The sequence below is a fragment of the Paenibacillus sp. FSL R5-0713 genome (genome assembly GCF_037973325.1).
GTDB lineage: Bacteria > Bacillota > Bacilli > Paenibacillales > Paenibacillaceae > Paenibacillus.
In genome coordinates, this window is record NZ_CP150229.1 from 3284146 (window position 1) to 3303480 (window position 19335).

The 19335-nt window shown below is 47.2% G+C and carries 13 protein-coding genes; 12 read left to right on the forward strand and 1 reads right to left on the reverse strand.

The annotated features are described in order from the left end of the window. The first annotated feature begins 43 nt into the window (after positions 1-43). From MKZ12_RS14765 to MKZ12_RS14775, 3 genes are read left to right on the forward strand one after another with little or no spacing between them, the layout of a single operon-like run. Positions 44-1723 (forward strand): extracellular solute-binding protein, encoded by a 1680-nt coding sequence (locus MKZ12_RS14765; protein ID WP_339261166.1) that lies wholly within the window; start codon positions 44-46, stop codon positions 1721-1723. A 48-nt stretch (positions 1724-1771) separates the two neighbouring features. Beyond that, positions 1772-3538, forward strand: coding sequence for a histidine kinase (locus MKZ12_RS14770; protein WP_339261421.1), 1767 nt, complete (start codon positions 1772-1774; stop codon positions 3536-3538). Beyond that, positions 3523-5148, forward strand: a complete 1626-nt coding sequence (locus MKZ12_RS14775; protein ID WP_339261168.1) for a response regulator — start codon at positions 3523-3525, stop codon at positions 5146-5148. Before MKZ12_RS14770 ends, MKZ12_RS14775 begins: the two co-directional genes overlap by 16 nt. Before the next feature lie 111 nt (positions 5149-5259). On the opposite strand, the gene MKZ12_RS14780 is transcribed toward MKZ12_RS14775, so the two are convergent. After that, the gene (locus MKZ12_RS14780) at positions 5260-6027 is read right to left on the reverse strand and encodes a helix-turn-helix domain-containing protein (RefSeq protein ID WP_339242674.1); all 768 of its coding nucleotides are present in this window, start codon (positions 6025-6027) and stop codon (positions 5260-5262) included. A 275-nt stretch (positions 6028-6302) separates the two neighbouring features. Here MKZ12_RS14780 and MKZ12_RS14785 point away from each other — a divergent pair, with 275 nt between their 5' ends. The 9 genes from MKZ12_RS14785 to MKZ12_RS14825 all read left to right on the forward strand — a co-directional run bounded on the left by MKZ12_RS14785 (position 6303) and on the right by MKZ12_RS14825 (position 19070). After that, on the forward strand, positions 6303-7658 hold the full coding sequence (locus MKZ12_RS14785) for an extracellular solute-binding protein (RefSeq protein ID WP_339242676.1): 1356 nt from the start codon (positions 6303-6305) through the stop codon (positions 7656-7658). 104 nt (positions 7659-7762) lie between these two features. Continuing rightward, positions 7763-10660: an extracellular solute-binding protein gene (locus MKZ12_RS14790; protein ID WP_339261170.1), complete on the forward strand. Its 2898-nt coding sequence runs from the start codon at positions 7763-7765 to the stop codon at positions 10658-10660. Between the two features lie 19 nt (positions 10661-10679). After that, complete coding sequence (locus tag MKZ12_RS14795) at positions 10680-11636, forward strand: sugar ABC transporter permease (protein ID WP_339242679.1); 957 nt, start codon at positions 10680-10682, stop codon at positions 11634-11636. A 2-nt stretch (positions 11637-11638) separates the two neighbouring features. Further along, positions 11639-12514, forward strand: a complete 876-nt coding sequence (locus MKZ12_RS14800; RefSeq protein ID WP_278295182.1) for a carbohydrate ABC transporter permease — start codon at positions 11639-11641, stop codon at positions 12512-12514. Positions 12515-12529: 15 nt separating this feature from the next. Further along, positions 12530-13993, forward strand: a complete 1464-nt coding sequence (locus tag MKZ12_RS14805) for a hypothetical protein (RefSeq protein WP_339261171.1) — start codon at positions 12530-12532, stop codon at positions 13991-13993. Then, entirely contained in the window at positions 13977-14612 is a 636-nt protein-coding gene (locus MKZ12_RS14810; protein WP_339261173.1) for a YIP1 family protein, read from the forward strand. The genes MKZ12_RS14805 and MKZ12_RS14810 overlap by 17 nt, the downstream gene beginning before the upstream one ends. 17 nt (positions 14613-14629) lie before the next feature. Continuing rightward, complete coding sequence (locus MKZ12_RS14815) at positions 14630-17206, forward strand: DUF5696 domain-containing protein (protein WP_339261175.1); 2577 nt, start codon at positions 14630-14632, stop codon at positions 17204-17206. A 53-nt stretch (positions 17207-17259) separates the two neighbouring features. Further along, positions 17260-18105 carry a sugar ABC transporter permease gene (locus MKZ12_RS14820; protein ID WP_253435651.1) on the forward strand — a complete coding sequence of 282 codons (846 nt, stop codon included), beginning with the start codon at positions 17260-17262 and terminating at the stop codon, positions 18103-18105. A gap of 17 nt (positions 18106-18122) precedes the next feature. After that, a complete protein-coding gene (locus MKZ12_RS14825; protein ID WP_339242688.1) occupies positions 18123-19070 on the forward strand; it encodes a carbohydrate ABC transporter permease in 948 nt (315 codons plus the stop codon). The last annotated feature ends 265 nt before the right edge of the window (positions 19071-19335 follow it).

A 19335-nucleotide genomic window follows, 5' to 3' on the forward strand; every position in this document is an offset into this window, starting at 1 on the left:
AGAGAGAAAAGAGTTGTTCAAACCGAACTGGGGGCATGTCGTCATGTATAAGAGATGTCTGGACATAACAAAATGGACCTTTATTCTGTTCCTTGCTGTGTCGATACCAGCAGGTCATACCGATGGAAATTCCAAACAACATCATTCGCAGCCAGATGGGCAGCAGATCCAACTTCCCGCGTTGTATGAGAAATATTCTCCTCCCATAGTAGTCTCTTTTGTCAGGGAAACCGGAGATGACCTTGAGCGTATGATTAGCCAGTTGCCTGGGGAGACGATGCTGGATAATCGCTGGACTCGTTTGTATGAGAAGGAGCTAGGAATTCAGATTCACTACGACTGGATTGCTAATGGAGATGTGTACAATCAGAAATTGGGTGTATCCCTTGCTGCAGGACGTTTCCCTGATGTGGTCAAAGTAAATCCATATCAACTTAGACAACTGAGCAACGCTGGATTGATTGAAGATTTAACCCGTGTGTACCAAGAGCATGCTTCACCACTTACGAAGAGTATATTAGAGGCAGAGGGAACAGGAGCATTTGATGCGGCAACCATTGACGGCAAATTGATGGCTATTCCCGAATCTTCTTCCTCCATTGAGACTGCACAATATCTGTGGATTAGAACCGATTGGTTGGAGAATCTGGGGCTGCGGCCACCTGAAACGATGGAAGACCTTCTTCAGATTTCGAAAGCGTTTACAGAAGGAGATCCAGACGGAAACGGAGAGCAGGATACGTACGGACTTGCGCTAACGAACCATCTATGGGATCCAGTTATGGGAGCTGCAGGACTGATGTCAGGCTATGGTGCCTATCCTACGATATGGGTTAAAGATGCGGAAGGAAAACTCACTTATGGAGGTATTCAGCCTGAAGTTCGAGAAGCTCTGAAAGCATTGCAAACGATGTATCGTGAAGGCCAGCTTGATCCGGATTTTGGCTATAAGAGTGGGAGCAAAGCGTCTCGAATGGTTCAGGATGGAAAGATAGGGATGCTCTACGGGGAACAGTGGACATCCTTTATGCTTCAGACCACCCGTGATACGGATAACGATGTAGAATGGCAGGCATATCCCATTGTTGCAAAGTCTGACCAGAGTCTGTTTGTTCCGCTACGTTCCAACACTGGTCAATACTTTGCTGTAAAAAAAGGCTTCTCTAATCCAGAGGTCGTGGTTAAGCTCATGAATCTGCATCTGGACATCAACTGGGGGGATCAGGCACAGTATGAAACATACTACAATGATGACTCCAAAGCGGTGTGGATGCTCTCACCGGTGACTCCTTTTCCCGGTAATAAAAATATAGATGCTTACAAACAAATTCGGGATGCCAGAATTACAGGGGACTACTCTGCTCTGCAGAATGAAGCTCTCGCCATTCACAAACGAATTGTAGCCTATGATGTGAACCATGTAGAGAGCGGCTGGGGCTGGAAACAAACCTATGGGCCAACGGGTGCTTTTAGCATTGCAGATTCTTATGAACAAAACGGTCAACTTCTCTATGACCAGTTCACTGGCGGCATTACGGATACCATGGTTGATCGACAAATCATTCTTCGAGATCTTCAGCTTGAAGCCTATATGAACATTATTCTAGGCAGGTCGATCGATGAGTTCGATCAATTCGTAGAGAACTGGCGCAAGCTGGGGGGAGATCAGATCACATCGGAAGTTAACGCGTGGTTTCGCACCAGCAAGCCAAAGGAATACTAATGTTCACTTTATTCATACAAGGAACCAACTCAGCCTTTGGCATTGGAGGTGAACGTATTGATCAAGATCCCTGCTAGATCATGGCTTAATAGTATATTTGCGCGATTAATAATTACCTATCTGGTATTCGTGCTTCCACTTATTCTTCTTGGAGTGTATCTGTATCATTGGAGTTACGACAATGCAAGCCAGGAAATATCGTTGTCAACGGAGAGACGGTTGAACCAATATGTCGTGGAATTGAACAGAGAGATGGAATGGATGGAATTACAGCAGTTTGATATCGTTGAGGATCGAAAATTGAATCGTCTGGCGATTCTCTGGGATATGATGGATCAGGTTGAGCGGCGTGATACATTAAATTACCTGACCGAACGACTCGCTTCATTTAAGAACAGCACTGCTTATATCAAAAACGTTCATGTACATATCCCTTCTGTCGGCAAAAGTATATCCGCGATCCAAGGCATCGACGATTTCAATAAAAGTTCTTACCTATACTTCGGTTCAAGCATGCAAGGAAAAGGGACACGTTTCACGGTGAAGGAGGACACCCTGAACCTCAGTGCCGTCAGGCTGACCGGCACGAGGGGAGAGCCCCCGCTTTTTGTCATTCAAGTGGAGCTGGACACAAATCATTTTCAAAATGAACTCACACGACTTAATCTGTACCCGGAGAGTTCGACTTTCCTGATTGAGGACAAAACGGGGCATGCCATCACAGATAACCATCAAGCTAGTGTTATTCTCGCGAATTACCGTGAGCACAGTATAAAAGGTACACTGGATGGCTTTCGGATGAAGGTGGGGGACACCATGTATCATGTGAGTCAGTTGCATATGGACACCCTTGGCTTATCCGTAGCTACATATCTACCCGAGGCCATTGTCACCAAACCGCTTAGCAAGTTCTATCATTGGGCTTGGCTGTTTGCAATTACATCATTTGTTGCCATCACGGCGTATCTGTATTCTAGCTACAAGTTGATTCATATTCCGTTACTGTTATTGGTGAAAAGATTCAAAAAAATGGAGGGAGGCATGCTTGATGTTCCCATCGCGCATAATCGAAAGGACGAATTCGGCTTCCTCTACACCCGTTTCAACCTCATGATTGAAAATCTTCAATCCCTGATCGACCGGGATTTCAAGAAAACATTGATGATGCAGCGGGCCGAGTTGAAACAGCTCCAATCCCAGATTAATCCTCATTTTCTGTACAACAGCTTCTTTATTCTGAATTCACTGGCAAGAACAGGGGAAACAGAGCGTATTGAGCAGTTTACTAACATGCTTGGCGAATATTTCAGGTTCATCACCCGGAATGAAACCGATCATGTGAAGTTGAAAGTGGAAGTGGAGCATTCACGAATCTATACAGAGATTCAACAATTACGATTCTCCAGACGAATCAAAGTTGATTTTGGGTCACTCCCTGCTGAGATGGAACATATTCACGTTCCCAGACTCATTATTCAACCGATTATTGAGAATGCATATGAACACAGCCTTGAAAAGAATACGGCCTCCGGTCTTCTAATTATCGGGTTTACTATGGAAGGTTCATATGCCGAGATTACCGTAGAGGATAATGGAAGCGAGTTGGATGAGCAACATATTGAAGCTCTTCAGCAACGCTTGCATAAAGACGGAGGTACGGATGAAATGACCGCGTTGATAAATATCCATCGACGCCTGGTCCTGACGTATGGAGAAGGAAGTGGCCTTTTCCTATCCAGAAGTAAATTGCAAGGATTAAAAGTCACAATTCGAATCCAGTGGAAAGAAGGAGAGAACGAATGTATCGACTTTTGATTGTAGATGACGAGGAGATTATTACGGATAGTCTCTATGAAACTTTCGCCAGACATATACCCGACCAGCTTGATGTATGTAAGGCATACTCTGCTACAGAAGCATTGTCCTGGATGCAGCGTTCTAGAATTGATATTGTTCTAACAGACATTCGCATGCCGGGCATGAGTGGCTTGGAACTGACAGAGCGAATTCAAGCCAGTTGGCCGAATTGTCGCGTCATTTTTCTGACAGGACATAGCGATTTTGATTATGCCTATCAAGCTTTTCAGATGGCCAATGTACGTTACTTGCTCAAAACGGAAGGTTATGACAAGGTGATGTCTGTTGTCGAAGATGTGATGGAAGAGATCCGGCAAAGTCACAGCATGCTTGAATTGTTGGAACATTCTCATCAAGTCAACTCTCAGCTTGCACGGATTCAACAAAAAGAGTACTTGCGGAAGCTGCTTCAAGATTGTACAGCAGTTATGGCTTCTACTAATGATATGCAGGACGAATTATTCAAAAGAGATATCAGATTACAGATAAACTCGCCGATTTATCTCATACTGGGTCGGTTCAATAATCCGCCAGAAAAAGGTTCGGACATAACAGAAGTCCAGGAATCTGTTCGCATTATCGGTTCTTCTCTAATGCATGATCGAACAGCGTACGTCAGCGTAACGGACCATTATGGAGATACAATCTGGTTGATTCAGCCCAAGCAGGAAGAAGAGATGTCCAATGATAAACTTGTACGGTTTCTAGAAGGCACACTGGAACTGGTACAGGAAGCTTGCATGGTATCTCTTGGCGTATCCATTGCATTCTCATTAAGCAGTCAAAGCTGCGAATGGTCCGAGTTAACCAAACAATATGAACGTCTGAGATTACTCCAGTGGATGAAAATAGGGGATGGCGTATCCATGGTGCTCACGGATCATCGCAATGACCTCTCATCTGACGTACCCAAAGAATCCATGCGTATCTCAAACCGGATTGAGATTATGTCAGGATATTTGGAAACGGGGCGAATTCAGCCTTTTTACGATATATTTGAGGAACTTGCAGGCGAATTGTTGCAGCAGGAGATTACGATGGAACGTGCAATGGAAACCTACTATAATCTGGCTTTATTATTACATTCGACAATCAATCGGTGGGGTCTTCAACAGAAGATTCCTGATCAACGAAGTTTGCTGCATTTAGGGGAGTATACATGCATGAAGGATGCAGTTCAATTTTTGTATCGTGCTGCCGATGAATTAGTCCGGTACAAGAGGTCCAATGAACAGGAACGCGCTAACGTTGTCATTCATTCTTTATGCAGTTACATCAAGGATAACCTTGAGAAAGATCTTTCTTTAGTAAGATTGGCTGAACTTCATCATTTCAATCCATCCTATCTATCCCGATTCTTTAAGCAGGAAATGGGAATTAACCTGTCCGAGTTCATTGACGACTGCCGAATAAGAAGAGCCAAAGAATTGCTTCAGAACCCGAATTTTATGGTACGTGAGGTCGCACTCCAAGTGGGATACGAGGCAGCACATTCGTTTACCCGACTTTTTAAGAAAATAACGGGAATGACCCCCCAAGAATACCGGGAATCCCTTTTGGTACGTTAATTGTGAATTCTCAGGAATTGGCTAGCTCAAATAACCACAAAAAACGCAGGGAGAACATCTCCTGCGTTTTTCTGTAGTTATTTAACAAAAATAGCACATCGGCAATCCACCCTAGGCCGTGTGGATTTTTTGTCGTCTATAAGCATTAGGACTCGATCCGGCGTACGCTTTGAACTTTTTATAGAACCAATCAATATCCTTATAACCTACCTCAATCGCTATCTCATATATTCGCAGATTCGTGGAAGACAGCAGTTGCTGGGCCTTTTCCATACGTTGCTGGAGCATATAATCATTGAAAGACATCTTCTCTTCCAGTTTGAACTTCTGCCCAAGGTAGGCACAGTTAAAATGAAGCATATCAGAGATCTTCTTCAGCGTGATTTCATCACTCAGATGATCCCGTACATAGGCTTTGACGATACGAATCACATGACTGGAGTGCATGGGTTTACCATTCATTTGAACAGGCGTTTTGAAGAACGACGACGTTTTGTGTGCCGGATCGGTTTCAAGGTGGGATCGAAGTCCGTGCAGACTGTTAAGTAAAGAAGAGGGACTAACAGGATACGGTAGATAATCATTCACCTGATACGTAAGGGCTTTGCGTACGAACCTGAAGTGATCTCTTCCACCCATCAGGAGGATGGGGATCTGACTTTTTTTTCGAATCTCGTTGCATAACCAGAGCCCCGCGGTATCGAACCTCTCTGTATGTACCATAACAAGGGAAAAGTCTCGTTCTGACAATGCGGTCAAAGCTTCGGACGATGAGAACACACAATTTGCGATAGTATATTGAGCTTTGCTCCGTAGCAACATCTGTTGCAACTCTCCGCACAAACGACGGCTGAAATCCACAAGTAAAATATCATACATGAAGCAATACCTCACCTTCTGCTGAATTGTAATCCGCCAGATTTAACTCAATGATGACTTAATTTCATTATGGTAATAAAAGAAAGCGCATACAATGTGCATATTTTTGTAGAGAGTGCATTTCTTTACCAATTGGAACCCAGAATGCAATTTGTACGCACAAAATCACAGAAATCTATATTCAGCCGGGGTAAACACCTGTATTTTGGCAGGTTGTTTGCGCTTTCATTTGGGCGATACACTGTGAGAGCAAAAGACAATCAGGGGGGAAGACGATGAGAAAAAACAAGTTCATGCTACTGAGCCTGGTATTCGCGGTTTTGTTGGTGATTGCTGCATGCAGTTCTGCACCTACCGCTCAACCCGAGCCGGAAAAGACAACACCACAGGAGGAACAAACACCCGTAGAAACCGAGCCAAAGAATGAAAACTCTACGCCAGAAATGGACTTTGACATGGGCGGCAGAACGATCAAAGTTGTTGCTTGGTGGGACATGGAAATACAGGGGAACAACCCGGACAACATTCAACGCCTTGAGAATCTCGAAGCGCTGAAGAAAAAACACAACTTTAATATTGAATACGTTTCCATTGATTTCGGCGAATATCAGGAGAAGGTAGTTGCTTCGCTGATGGCAGGGGAACCACTTGGTGATTTGGTGAGATTGGGCAAAAACTATGCCATTCCCGCATTGACCAAACAAGATCTCTTGTGGCCAGTGGATGATTATATTAAAAACGACAAAGTATTTAATCAGAAAACAACGAAGGAATATATGCAATATGAAGGCAAAGGTTACGGCTTTACCGAGGACCAGTCTTCTTTTATCAACGGAATTTTCTATAATCGCACCCTCATGCAGGAGCTGGGCTTGAAGCCATTGCAGGAATATGTGGATGCTGATGAATGGAACTGGGATACATTCCTCAGCGTTGCCAAACAAGCGAACAAGGATCGCAACAACGATGGCAAGCTGGACACTTGGGGACTCGCTCAGACGGGATTGCTTGAACCGATTCTGTATTCGAATGAAGCTTCCCTGACCCTAGAGGATAAGCAGAACCTGGAAGATCCCAAAACGAAGGAAGCGCTGAATTTCCTGTCCAAACTGGCTACGGAAAAGGTCGGCAGAGCTTCTGAAGGCGGCGACTGGACTGAGCCGTCCACGTTCTTCCGTCAAGGCAATACGTTGATGTATTCAGGTGCCATGTACGAGGTTGAAGGCATTATGACAGACATGAAGGATTACGATATCGGTTTTGTACCATTCCCTAAAGGTCCAAGTGCATCAGCGTATCACTCTGGAGAGTCCCGTTACCAGGCTATAACGATTCCTAAAGCAGTAGAGAATCCGGAACAACTGATGTACATCTGGGAGAAAATTAATGAGATCGATTCGATCTATGAGTATCCGGGCCAATCCACACTGGAGACACATCTGACCGATGAAGCAGATATCAACAACGCCAGAGAGGTTGCAGAAGGCATGCTGGTTCTCGACCATAACACCTTCCCGTCCTTGCCTTTCTGGGACTTTGATGGAGAGCTCAAAGAAGGAGTATCTGTATCTACGCTGATTGAGAAATACAAGGCACCTTTCCAGGCTGCGATTGATGAGGTATACAAATAAGCATCATGACACACGGGCAGAACGCACCAGTGATGGTGCGGTCTGTCCGGGTTAGTCAATCGTCCAGTTCTCGCAACCTTAGAGGAAAGGGGATACATTCGAACATGCGGTCACGTAAGAAAAAGGGACTAATCTTGGTGCTTGTCCTGGCCCTGGTACTCTCCATATGGACGCTATATCCATCGCGGGATCGTTATCCGGGGACGGTACATGCGCTTGAGGACTTTGACGCAGTATCGGCAACCGAGGATTCATTCAGTTATGACCATTATCTGACTACTCATGCCAATGCGGCTAAACCCGAGAAAACAATACGCATTGAAGGCGAATCTTATGTTGAGGCAACTGACGGAGAATTCGAGGTCGTGCAAGGTTATGCCGGACTGGATGGGAGCGCTGTAATTACGCCGGAAACTGGAACCATTCGTTGGGATGTTCCCGTTCAAATGAGCGGTTTGTACAATATTCGCATTCACTATTACCCTGTAGAGGGTAAAAGCTCGGGTATTGAACGCAGACTCGAGGTGAATGGGGAGGTTCCTTTTAGAGGGGCCGATGTTCTCTTGTTTGACAGGGTGTGGGGGAATCGCGAGGATAACGTTCGTCGTGACGATCGGGATAACGATCTCAGGCCAAGACAAGTGGAACAGCCCGAGTGGCAGTTGACTTCCTTCAAGGATAGCGGAGGCTATTTCGAGGAGCCCTTTCAGTTTTATTTTGAAAAAGGTAACCCGCAGTTATCGCTCACTTCATTAAGAGAAAGTATGGCGATTGATTATATTGAGCTGTATCAGGAAGGGGAGATCCCGACCTATGCAGAGCTTGAGGCAACTTATGCCTCACAGGGGCTGAAACCAGCGGCTCCAGTCATGCTGAAAGTACAAGGGGAACAAGCAGTCAGCAAGTCTTCACCTACACTGGCACCCATCTCGGATCGTTCGAGCCCATCGCTAGAACCTTATGATGTGTCCAAAATTCGCATGAATGCGATCGGGGGTATCAACTGGAAGCTGCCGGGTGAATGGATCGAATGGGAAATCGACGTGCCTGAAGACGGATTGTATCAAATCGCGTTAAAGGTAAAACAGGATCAATTGCGCGGTATTTACGCAACCCGCAGTCTGACGATCAACGGGGAAGTTCCGTTTAAAGAAATGAAACGCATTCGTTTCAACTACAGCCCATCCTGGCAAACTCAGGTGCTGGGGGCGGCAGAAAATCAGCCTTACCAGTTTCATCTGGATAAAGGGAAACACCGGATTCGAATGACGGTAACGCTAGGCGACATCGCTCCTCTGCTTCGTACCGTGGAATCCAGCGTGCTGGAATTGAATGAGATGTATCGCAAAATCCTGATGATCACCTCCAACAGCCCCGATCCGCTTCGGGATTATCAGTTGGAACAACGCATCCCGGAGATGACGGAAGTCTTTGAACGACAGGCAGACACGCTCCGTTCTGTAGCGGATTATCTGGAAAAGGCAACGGGTGAGCAAAGTGATAAAGTTGCCGTGCTTCACGCCATGGTCATGCAGCTTGAAGATATGGCGGCCAAGCCGGAGACCGTTCCTAAACGACTGGATACGTTCAAAATTAACGTAGGTGGCCTGGGTACCTGGATATTGTCAGTACGTGAACAGCCGATCACTCTGGATTACCTCGTCGTGTCTCCGCCGGGTGAAGTCTTGCCAGATGCGGAAGCGACGGCCATTCAGCAGGTGAAACATGAGCTGGGTGCATACGTGGCTTCGTATACCGAAGATTACGACAGCATCGGTAACGTGGAGCAAAAAAAGGATTCCATTACTGTATGGATCACGACTGGACGGGATCAGGCTCAGGTATTGAAAGGCATGATCGATGATTCGTTTACTCCGGATACGGATGTATCCGTGCAGCTGCGTCTCGTGCCGCCCAACATATTGCTTCCCGCAACGCTTGCAGGTGAAGGACCCGACATTGCCATGCAAATGGGTGAGGACATCCCTGTAAACTATGCGATGAGAAGTGCGGCAGCGGATTTGAGCAAATTCCCCGACTTCGAGGAAATTGCGGGTCGGTTCCGTGAAAGCGGGTTGACACCATACCGGTATAACGACGGTGTGTATGCCCTCCCGGAACAGCAACATTTTCCGATGCTCTTTTACCGCAAAGATATCCTGAACGAATTGGGACTGGAACCGCCGAAAACGTGGCAGGACGTGTATAACGCCATTGCTGTGCTGCAAAAGCATAATATGGAGTTTTATCTGCCCATCGAGGATACACTGAACAACGCAAACCTTGTGCCGAACTCGACTTTTGCGATGCTGCTGTACCAGAATGATGGCACCTTCTATACGGAAGATCAGAAGAAGAGTGCCCTTGATTCGGAAATTTCGATGGATGCGTTTAAACGCTGGACACAATTCTATACCAATTATAAATTCCCGCTTAAAGCGGACTTTCCAAACCGCTTCCGTACCGGTGAGATGCCGATTGGAATTGCGGACTATACAACCTATAACATGTTGACAGTTTTGGCTCCGGAAATTCGCAATCTCTGGGACTTTACCATTGTTCCTGGTACGCAGCTTCCGGACGGTTCCATCAGGCATGAGGTGGCCAGCGCAACAAGCGCGGTAATGATGCTTGAGAACGCCAGCAACAAGGAAGCTTCATGGAAGTTCATGAAATGGTGGACTGACGAGCAGACCCAGATTGAATACGGACGAGAAATGGAAGGTCTGATGGGGGCGGCAGCCCGTTACCCAACAGCCAACATTGAAGCTTTGAAACAGCTTCCTTGGCCCGTCAAGGATTATGAAAATCTGGAGAAGCAATGGAAATGGGTACAGGGGATCCCGCAGCTTCCTGGAGGTTATTTCACGGGACGGCATCTGGATAACGCTTTCCGTAAGGTGGTCAATGCGAATGAAAATCCGCGTGAAGCCTTATCGGACTATGTTCTGTACATTGATGATGAAATTGAGTTGAAGCGTAAGGAATTTAATCTGAAATAGAGGAAAGGGAGGGTAACGGTTGCAAGCTAAAACAACCAAGACAGCCGCCGCTCCTGCCGTCCATACCCGCCAGGTCGGCTGGTGGTCCCTTTTGAGAAGGGATCTGTATCTCAGCAGGCATTATTATGTGTTGATGGCACCGTTTATGCTGATTTTTTTCATGTTTACTGTCATCCCGGTCGGCATTTCACTGGGGCTCAGCTTTTTTCACTTCAACATGCTGGAGCTGCCGCGATTTGTCGGGTGGCAAAATTATTCCCGGCTTTTCCTGAATGACGACGTATTCCTGATCGCGCTCAAAAACACACTGCTTTTTGCCGTAATCACGGGTCCGCTCAGTTATATCGCCTGCTTTTTGTTTGCATGGATCATCAACGAGCTATCTCCCAAAATTCGAGCGGTCATGACGCTGGTGTTCTATGCCCCCTCCATATCGGGAAATGTCTTCTTCATCTGGCTGATCATCTTCTCAGGTGACAGCTACGGGTATATGAATGGCTTCCTGATGCGCCTTGGTGTCACACTGGAGCCGATCCAATGGCTTGCAGATGAGAAGTACGTGCTCGCGATTGTCATTATTGTACAGCTGTGGCTCAGCCTCGGAACCAGCTTCCTGGCCTTTATTGCTGGACTTCAGACCATCGATCGTTCTCTGGTTGAAGCAGGCACCGTGGACGGGATCAAGAATCGCTGGCAGGAACTCTGGTACATCACCCTGCCTTCGATGAGACCGCAACTGATGTTTGGTGCGGTGATGCAGATTACGGCTTCATTCGCAGTGGCCGAGATATCGATTGCATTGGCCGGTTTCCCAAGTGTCAACTATGCAGCTCACACCGTCGTCACACATCTGATGGACTTCGGTACAATCCGTTTTGAGATGGGATACGCTTCTGCCATTGCAACCGTGCTGTTTGCGTTGATGCTTGGTACGAACGTTTTGACGCAAAAAATGCTTAGAAAGATAGGTGAATGACAATGACCAGCAAAGTACGTGCCGTGTTTGGCATGCCAAAAAGGCTGAATCGGTCATTTACCGTCAGCCTGATGTTATTCGCACTGCTGGCCGTGTTCGGATCATTTATGGTGCTTCCGCTGATCTATGCTGTCAACAATGCATTCAAACCGCTGGATGAGCTGTTTATTTTTCCGCCGCGATTCTGGGTGAATAACCCGACAACAGAGAATTTTGCCGATCTGATCAACCTTATGGGCAATTCATGGGTGCCGTTATCCCGTTATATTGCTAATACCCTGCTCATTACAATCCTGGGGACGGCAGGACACATCCTTCTTGCATCCGCCGCGGCTTATCCGCTGGCGAAATATCGTTTTCCAGGTTCGAAAGTGTTGTTCACGATTGTCATTCTGTCTCTGATGTTCTCACCGCATGTCACGGCGATTCCAAACTACATGGTCATGTCTTGGCTAGGATGGATTAACACACACGCTTCCATTATCGTGCCATCGCTTGCTTTCTCCCTGGGACTGTTCCTGATGAAACAGTTCATGGAGCAGATTCCCGATGCGTTGCTGGAAGCAGCCAAAATCGACGGTGCCAATGAATACCGCATATTTTGGAGCATTGTGATGCCGAATGTAAAGCCGGCATGGCTCACGCTCATGATCCTGCAGTTCCCTGCATTATGGGGGACGGACGGCGGGAGCTTCATTTACAGTGAAAATCTGAAAACGCTGCATTATGCGCTCAGTCAGATTGTACAGGGAGGGATTGCTCGTGCAGGTGTTGGTGCGGCTGTGGCCTTGCTGCTGATGATTGTACCGATCACGCTGTTTATCATCTCCCAGAGCAGTGTCATGCAAACGATGGCCACTTCAGGCATGAAAGAGTAGAAAGGAGGCAGCGAGGTGCGGAGAAGCACATGGAAAAAACGCAAATCGATCATCATGGGCATGATCTGCCTCCTGTTGTTCGTTCAAGAGGCATCATATGTGAGTGCAGACGGTAAAACGGATGCGTATCATTACTCCTTCTGGGGTGACGCAGTTCCGGCACCAGCGGCATATGAGGCAACAACCATTATCACCGGCAAGAAGCTGAACACGATTCCTATGAAAGAGCCGAGCGACATGCATGTTACCGCCAATCAGCACGTCTTTGTGCTTGATTCGGGCAATGGCCGCATTATAGAGATGGATCGCAACCTCAAGCTGGTACGGACGATTGATTCATTTAAGCAGGAAGGCAAGGAAGATCATTTTAAAAATCCACAGGGGTTGTACGTTAGCGATCAAGGCCATCTGCTGGTCGCCGATTCGGATAATCATCGGGTCGTACATTTGGATGAAAAAGGCACGCTGGTCAAGATTGTCGCAGAGCCCAAATCGGACCTGTTAAAAGCGGATTTTCAATTCAAACCTATGCGTGTTGTTATGGACAAGGGGGAACGTATCTACGTCATGGCCGAAGGCGTATTTGATGGATTCATGGAGTTCAGCGCCGACGGTACGTTCTCATCGTTTATTGGAGCAAACAGAGTTCAGGTAGACCCGGTGGAGTATCTATGGAAACGCTTCGCCACACGTGAGCAGCGCAGTCAGATGGTTATGTTCACTCCGACGGAATTTACCAATCTGGATATGGACGAAGAAGGCTTCATCTACGCGACTAGCGGGGATCGGGGCAAAGATCCGGTCAAGAAGCTGAATGCACAGGGCACAGACATTTTGCGCAGAGAAGGCTATCAGACCCCGCAAGGTGATATGGTGTATACCCAGGAAGCGGGGCCATCCCGTCTGATTGATGTGGACGTGGGGGACAGTGACATGTATTCCGTACTGGATTCCAGCAAGGGCCGAATCTTCACCTACAATGGAGACGGGTATCTGCTCCATATTTTTGGCGGCATCGGAAACCGCCTTGGCCAGTTTAATACACCTGTTGCGCTGGAACGTGCGGGAGACCGGATGTTGGTTCTGGATAAAGCGCTTGGCGAAATCACCGTCTTTCAGACAACTGAATATGGACGCACGCTCCATGAAGCAGTTCGCAGTTATTATAACGGTGACGAGGAGCAGTCCAGTGTACTGTTTGCTAAAGTTGCCGAGATGAACGCCAATCTGGAATATGCTTATGCGGGAATCGGCAAAGCACTGCTTCGTCAGAAGGAATACGGCGAATCTGCGAAATACTTTAAGCGCAGTATGGAACCTAAAGGTTATTCCAAAGCTTTTCTTTTGTATCGCAAAGAGCTGATGCGTGAGCATTTTTCATGGATGATGTCCGGTTTATTCTTGGCTGTCGCTGCGTTTGTTACCGTCATCATCGTTCGCAGGCAGAAAAGGAGGACAACGAATGCAGGCATCAAGTAAACAGTTATATCAGTACCCGCTGCATCTGATCTTCCATCCGTTTGATGGATACTGGGAATTAAAATATGAGCGCAACCAGAGGAACTCACTGTTGATTGCTTTCATGATTCTGGTACTGCTGGTCATCACCAAAATTTTACATGCCCAATACAGCGGTTTTCTGATTAATCTCAGTAATCCCAAATACCTGAACAGTTTGCTCGAAATGGTATATGTGATCGTGCCGGTCCTCTTCTGGTGTGTGGCTAACTGGTCGTTAACCACCTTGATGGACGGGGAAGGCAAGTTTTCTGAAATTTTTATGTCAACCTGTTTTGCACTGGTGCCTCTTTTCCTAATCCATTTTCCTTGGATCTGGCTGAGTCTTGTGATCTCTGCACAAGAAACTGCCTTTTATTATTTCTCCAATGCACTCGCCGTCGCCTGGACGGTGTACCTGTTATTTGTGGGAAATATGACGGTTCATCAGTACACACCAGCCAAAACGATACTCACGATGCTATTGACACTTGTAGCTATGGCCTTTATGGCATTTCTGTGCCTCTTGTTCTTTAGCCTTGTACAGCAGATTGTATCGTTTGTCGTAACCATCTATCAGGAATTAGTGCTTCGGGGCTAAGGGAGGAGGAGAATGTGATGAAATATGCCGTAGCCAAAAAAATAACAGGAATGCTGCTCGCGGGCAGTCTGCTGCTCAGCGGATGTCAGTTCTCGTCAGCACCACTGACCAACCAGGCGGTATCTGCCGCAGATCAAACGGACGTTCCCTCCCTGCCTCCCGGAGAAAAACTGAAATCATCTTTCAGTAATACCCGCCTTCCAGGCATGATTGGCATTGCACAGAATGATCAGCTTCAGCTGTTCATTCACGAAGAGACTGCCGAGATTGCAGTGATTCACATGCAGAGCGGGCAGATCTGGCGCAGCAATCCTGAAGATCGTGAACAGGATGGAATTGCCGCAGGGATAAACAAAGACCTGTTGTCTTCACAAACCAAGCTCAGCTTCTTCAATAGTCTGGGTCAGAGCAGCACGGTGAATTCTTTCACGGACAGTGCCGCACACAAGCAGATCAGCTTCGAGTCACTGCCAAACGGCGTACGGGTGAATTACCAGTTTGGCAGCACCGAGCGATCCATTGAAGATTTGCCGATGAAGATCAGCAAAGAGCGTTTTGAGCAAAAGCTGCTTGCACAGTTGGATAAGACCGGGCAGCGGGCCTTGAAGGTCGGATATGCAGAGGACAAAGAAGAAGGTACTTACGTCCGGATTGATAAGGCGATGCAGGGACTTCAGTTGTCCCGAGCATTGAAAGCTTTTGACACAGCCGGTTACACACCAGAGGACCTGGCTCAGGATCATGCCGAGTTCGGCATTGAACAGGAACGTAGCGGACCGCGGCTGTTCATGATCACGATGGAATATGAGCTGGATGGAGAGGATCTGTTAGTTCGTGTTCCTTCATCAGGCATTCATTTTCCGGAGGAATATCCGATCAATAACATATCCATACTGGAGTATTTTGGTGCCGGAGGATTGAATGAAGAAGGCTCCATGCTGGTGCCGGACGGATCGGGGGCTCTTATCCATTTTAATAATGGGAAGTTGCAGTATCCTGCCTATCAACAAGATATTTACGGACCGGATATGACGATGAAACTGCGGGAAGCAAGTTCGAATGAAGCCAAAGCCCGATTGCCGGTGTTTGGACTTATTCGGAAAGAGGGGGCGTTCCTGGGTATTGTTGAGGAAGGGGATGCCGTTGCCGTTGTGAATGCCGATATCAGCGGCAAGCTAAACAGTTATAACAACGTATATCCAAGCTTCTATGTTGTGAACAAGAGCGATGTGACACTTCAGGCAAGCGATATGGTTCGTACACTTCCGAAATTTCAGAAGAATCCGACCGTGTCCGACTTCGCCGTTCGATACGCTTTTGTAGGGGCGGATAAGGCCTCGTACTCCGGGCTTGCCTCTCTTTATCGGGATTATCTGATGCAAAATGGCGGACTTCCCGAGCTGAGCGCCAGTAAGGATCAGAATGATGTTCCGTTTTATCTGCAACTGTTCGGTGCCATGACAACAAGCCAACATATGTTGGGCATACCGTACGATTCAACGGAGGCTCTGACGACGTTTGATGAAGCCAAAAACATTCTCACCACCTTGAAGGAGAAGAAGGTATCCAATATACAGGTTCGCTATGCCGGGTGGTTTAACGGAGGGCTTTATCATAGGATGCCCGATTCCATTCACGTGGACGGTGCCGTGGGTGGCAAAAAGGGATTGCGGGAATTCAGTGCATTCACCAAAGAAGCAGGCATCGGCTTTTATCCGGATATTGCTCTGATAAATGTGTTATCCAAAAAAGGATTTAAACCGTCTAAAGAAGCTTCCCGAACCTTAACCCAGGAACCGGCGGTTATGTATCCGATGAACCAGGCCATACAGCGTCGTGACAGGGATCGTTCACCTTCCTATGTGCTGTCGCCCAACTTGCTGGAGAACGTGACGGCAGAGATGCTGGATGAACTCAAGTCTCTTCAAAAAGATGAACTTTCGTTGAGTCTGAATGACCTGGCCGCTCAGCTGAACAGCGACATGAATCCGAAAAAGTTGGTGGATCGAACGGAAGCATTGGGCTCTGTCAAGAAAGCACTTGAACAGATCAAACAGCAGGTAGGCCCTGTCGTTGCGGAAGGCGGAAACGCTTACGCACTGCCATATGTAACCGGGTTGACAGATGCTCCAATGAATAGCAGCCGTTTCAAGCTGGAGGATGAAGAGATTCCATTCTATCAGCTCGTTGTACACGGCAGCATTAGTTATACAGGCATGCCATACAATCTTTCTACTTATACGGACGCAAGACAGTATGTATTGAAGTTGATTGAATATGGAGCGAGCCCTTACTTTGCCTGGTTCAATGCACCAAACCATGTTGTGAAAGAAACAGATTATGATCAACTCTATGCGGCGAATTACGAACAATGGATGGATCTGGCTGCTGACATCTACAATGAGGTCAACGACGTAAACCAGTCATTTACGGGACGTTCCATGATGTCTCATGAATCCATTGAAGAAGGCGTGTTCCGGACCATGTATGAAGGCGGCGGATTCGTAATCGTCAATTATAACGACTTCCCTGTAGATGTTGACAACGTTACAGTGGAAGCCCAAAGTTATGTGACTGGTGGTGAGCAGCTCTGAAGACGCTCCTGAAATGGAAATGGGGAAGTCGTACGTATGCTCAGCAGAAAGCCATGTGGGGCGTAATTTACGTGCTCCCCTGGCTCATAGGTTTTGTGTTATTTTTCTTCATTCCGCTGTTAGCCTCTCTGCGATACAGCATGAGTACAATTCAGGCCAACGCGGAAGGCATAGCGATTCAGTTCACCGGTGTCGCTAATTACATTCAGGCGCTAACCGTCAATACGAGCTTCAACCGTGCGTTAATCGAGGCAATCACAGACGTACTCATCAACGTACCTCTAATCGTTATATTCAGTCTGTTCCTCGCTGTCATCCTGAATCAGAAGTTCAGGGGCCGGGCTGTTGCCCGGTCGATCTTCTTCCTGCCCGTTATTCTGGCATCGGGAGTAATTATGACGCTGGAGAGCACCAGTCTGATTGAAGCGGTGAACCAGAGCAGTACAGGCGGCAGTTCACTCGGGACATTTGAACTCGAAAATCTGATGGTTAATGCCGGAGTAAGCGACTGGATCGTTACGTACCTGAGCAGCGCCGTAGATCGGATCTATCAGATCGTCAGTCAATCCGGTGTACAGATTTTGATCTTTTTGGCAGGCATCCAGACAATCTCCCCTCAGCTGTATGAGGCTTCGAAGATGGAAGGAGCTACGGGTTATGAAGCATTCTGGAAAATTACATTTCCGATGGTCAGCCCGCTGATTTTTGTCAATGCGATCTATACAATAATCGATTCGTTTGCCAATAACGCCATGACAGAACTGATCCGGGATACCGGCTTCGTCAAGTTCGACTTTGGTTTAAGCTCCGCCATGGCATGGGTCTACTTCCTGGCCATTGCCATCATTCTCGTTATCGTATCCATCATCTTCTCGAAGCGTGTCTTCTATCAAGATTAGAAAGGGGGGTGCTCTACGTGACAACTTCACGATTATTATCGCTGGAGCATTGGAAAGGCTGGCTGTGGGCCATGATCCGGTTTGTCCTGATTACCGGGCTGTCCTTCGTTATCCTGTTTCCCATATTCCAGAAGGTGTCAACGTCCATCAAGGATAAAGGCGATCTGTATTCCGCAGTGGTCGTGTGGATCCCGCAGAACTTCTCCATCGACAATTTCAAGCAGGCTATCCGCGTCATGGATTACTGGGCAACGCTGTTTAATACATTTGCATTATCTGCAACAACCACACTGCTGACCACTGCATCCTGTGCGCTTGCAGGGTACGGATTCGCCAGACTGAAGTTCAAGGGAAGCAACTGGCTGTTTGCCGGGGTAATCCTGACCATTCTTGTTCCACCGACGACCATTCTGATTCCGGTATACCTGAATCTGAAGAGCTTTGATCTGATGGGACTTATGACGCTTATCACAGGCAAACCGGTTAATCTGCTGAACACCTATTGGCCGTTTATTCTGACCGCGATTACAGCCAATTCACTCAAGGCTGGTTTATACATCTTCATTTTCCGGCAATTCTTCAGAGGTATTCCGAAGGAAGTGGAGGAGGCGGCCTATGTGGACGGTGCGGGCATCGGCCGAACATTCTCAACCATTATGTTACCCAATGCGATTCCGTCCATGGTTACGGTCATGTTGTTTTCGTTCGTATGGCAGTGGAATGACAGCTTCTATACAACAACTTATCTGACTTCGAGTAAAGTCATGTCGACCCAGTTGTCATCTCTTCCTTATAATCTGGCTCAGCAGGTTACTGACGGTGCAGCCTCCCAAGCTGATCCGTTCTATCTGAGCATGATTCAGGATACAGGAATTCTTCTTGCGATTCTGCCTTTGATCGTCATCTATCTGTTTGTACAACGATATTTCGTAGAGAGTGTTGAGCGTACAGGAATCGTCGGTTAAGTTCAATTCACCTGTACCTTTGGCGCGGCGATCAGGCTGGATAAGGAAGGAGGGATTCCATGGAACATTCCACTTGTAAAAAGGGGGCTTGCTGCGATCTTTTGCAAAACTGTTCATTTCAGAACCGCAACCCTTCGCTCCGCAGAATTCCCTTGCTGGTATGGAATGGGTTGCGGGAGCGGGCTCCGACCTGAGCGATATGCTGGTTTAGGAATGCGACGACAGCGTTACTTCGCAGTATAGCAAGGCATTACATCAGAAGAGG

Excerpts from the sequence above, each read along its gene's own strand:
- MKZ12_RS14810 (WP_339261173.1), top strand. The coding sequence starts at position 13,977 with ATGCAGGCATCAAGTAAACAGTTATATCAGTACCCGCTGCATCTGATC.
- MKZ12_RS14815 (WP_339261175.1), top strand. The coding sequence starts at position 14,630 with ATGAAATATGCCGTAGCCAAAAAAATAACAGGAATGCTGCTCGCGGGC.
- MKZ12_RS14820 (WP_253435651.1), top strand. The coding sequence starts at position 17,260 with ATGTGGGGCGTAATTTACGTGCTCCCCTGGCTCATAGGTTTTGTGTTA.
- MKZ12_RS14765 (WP_339261166.1), top strand. The coding sequence starts at position 44 with ATGTATAAGAGATGTCTGGACATAACAAAATGGACCTTTATTCTGTTC.
- MKZ12_RS14780 (WP_339242674.1), bottom strand. The coding sequence starts at position 6,027 with ATGTATGATATTTTACTTGTGGATTTCAGCCGTCGTTTGTGCGGAGAG.
- MKZ12_RS14800 (WP_278295182.1), top strand. The coding sequence starts at position 11,639 with ATGACCAGCAAAGTACGTGCCGTGTTTGGCATGCCAAAAAGGCTGAAT.
- MKZ12_RS14775 (WP_339261168.1), top strand. The coding sequence starts at position 3,523 with ATGTATCGACTTTTGATTGTAGATGACGAGGAGATTATTACGGATAGT.
- MKZ12_RS14790 (WP_339261170.1), top strand. The coding sequence starts at position 7,763 with ATGCGGTCACGTAAGAAAAAGGGACTAATCTTGGTGCTTGTCCTGGCC.
- MKZ12_RS14785 (WP_339242676.1), top strand. The coding sequence starts at position 6,303 with ATGAGAAAAAACAAGTTCATGCTACTGAGCCTGGTATTCGCGGTTTTG.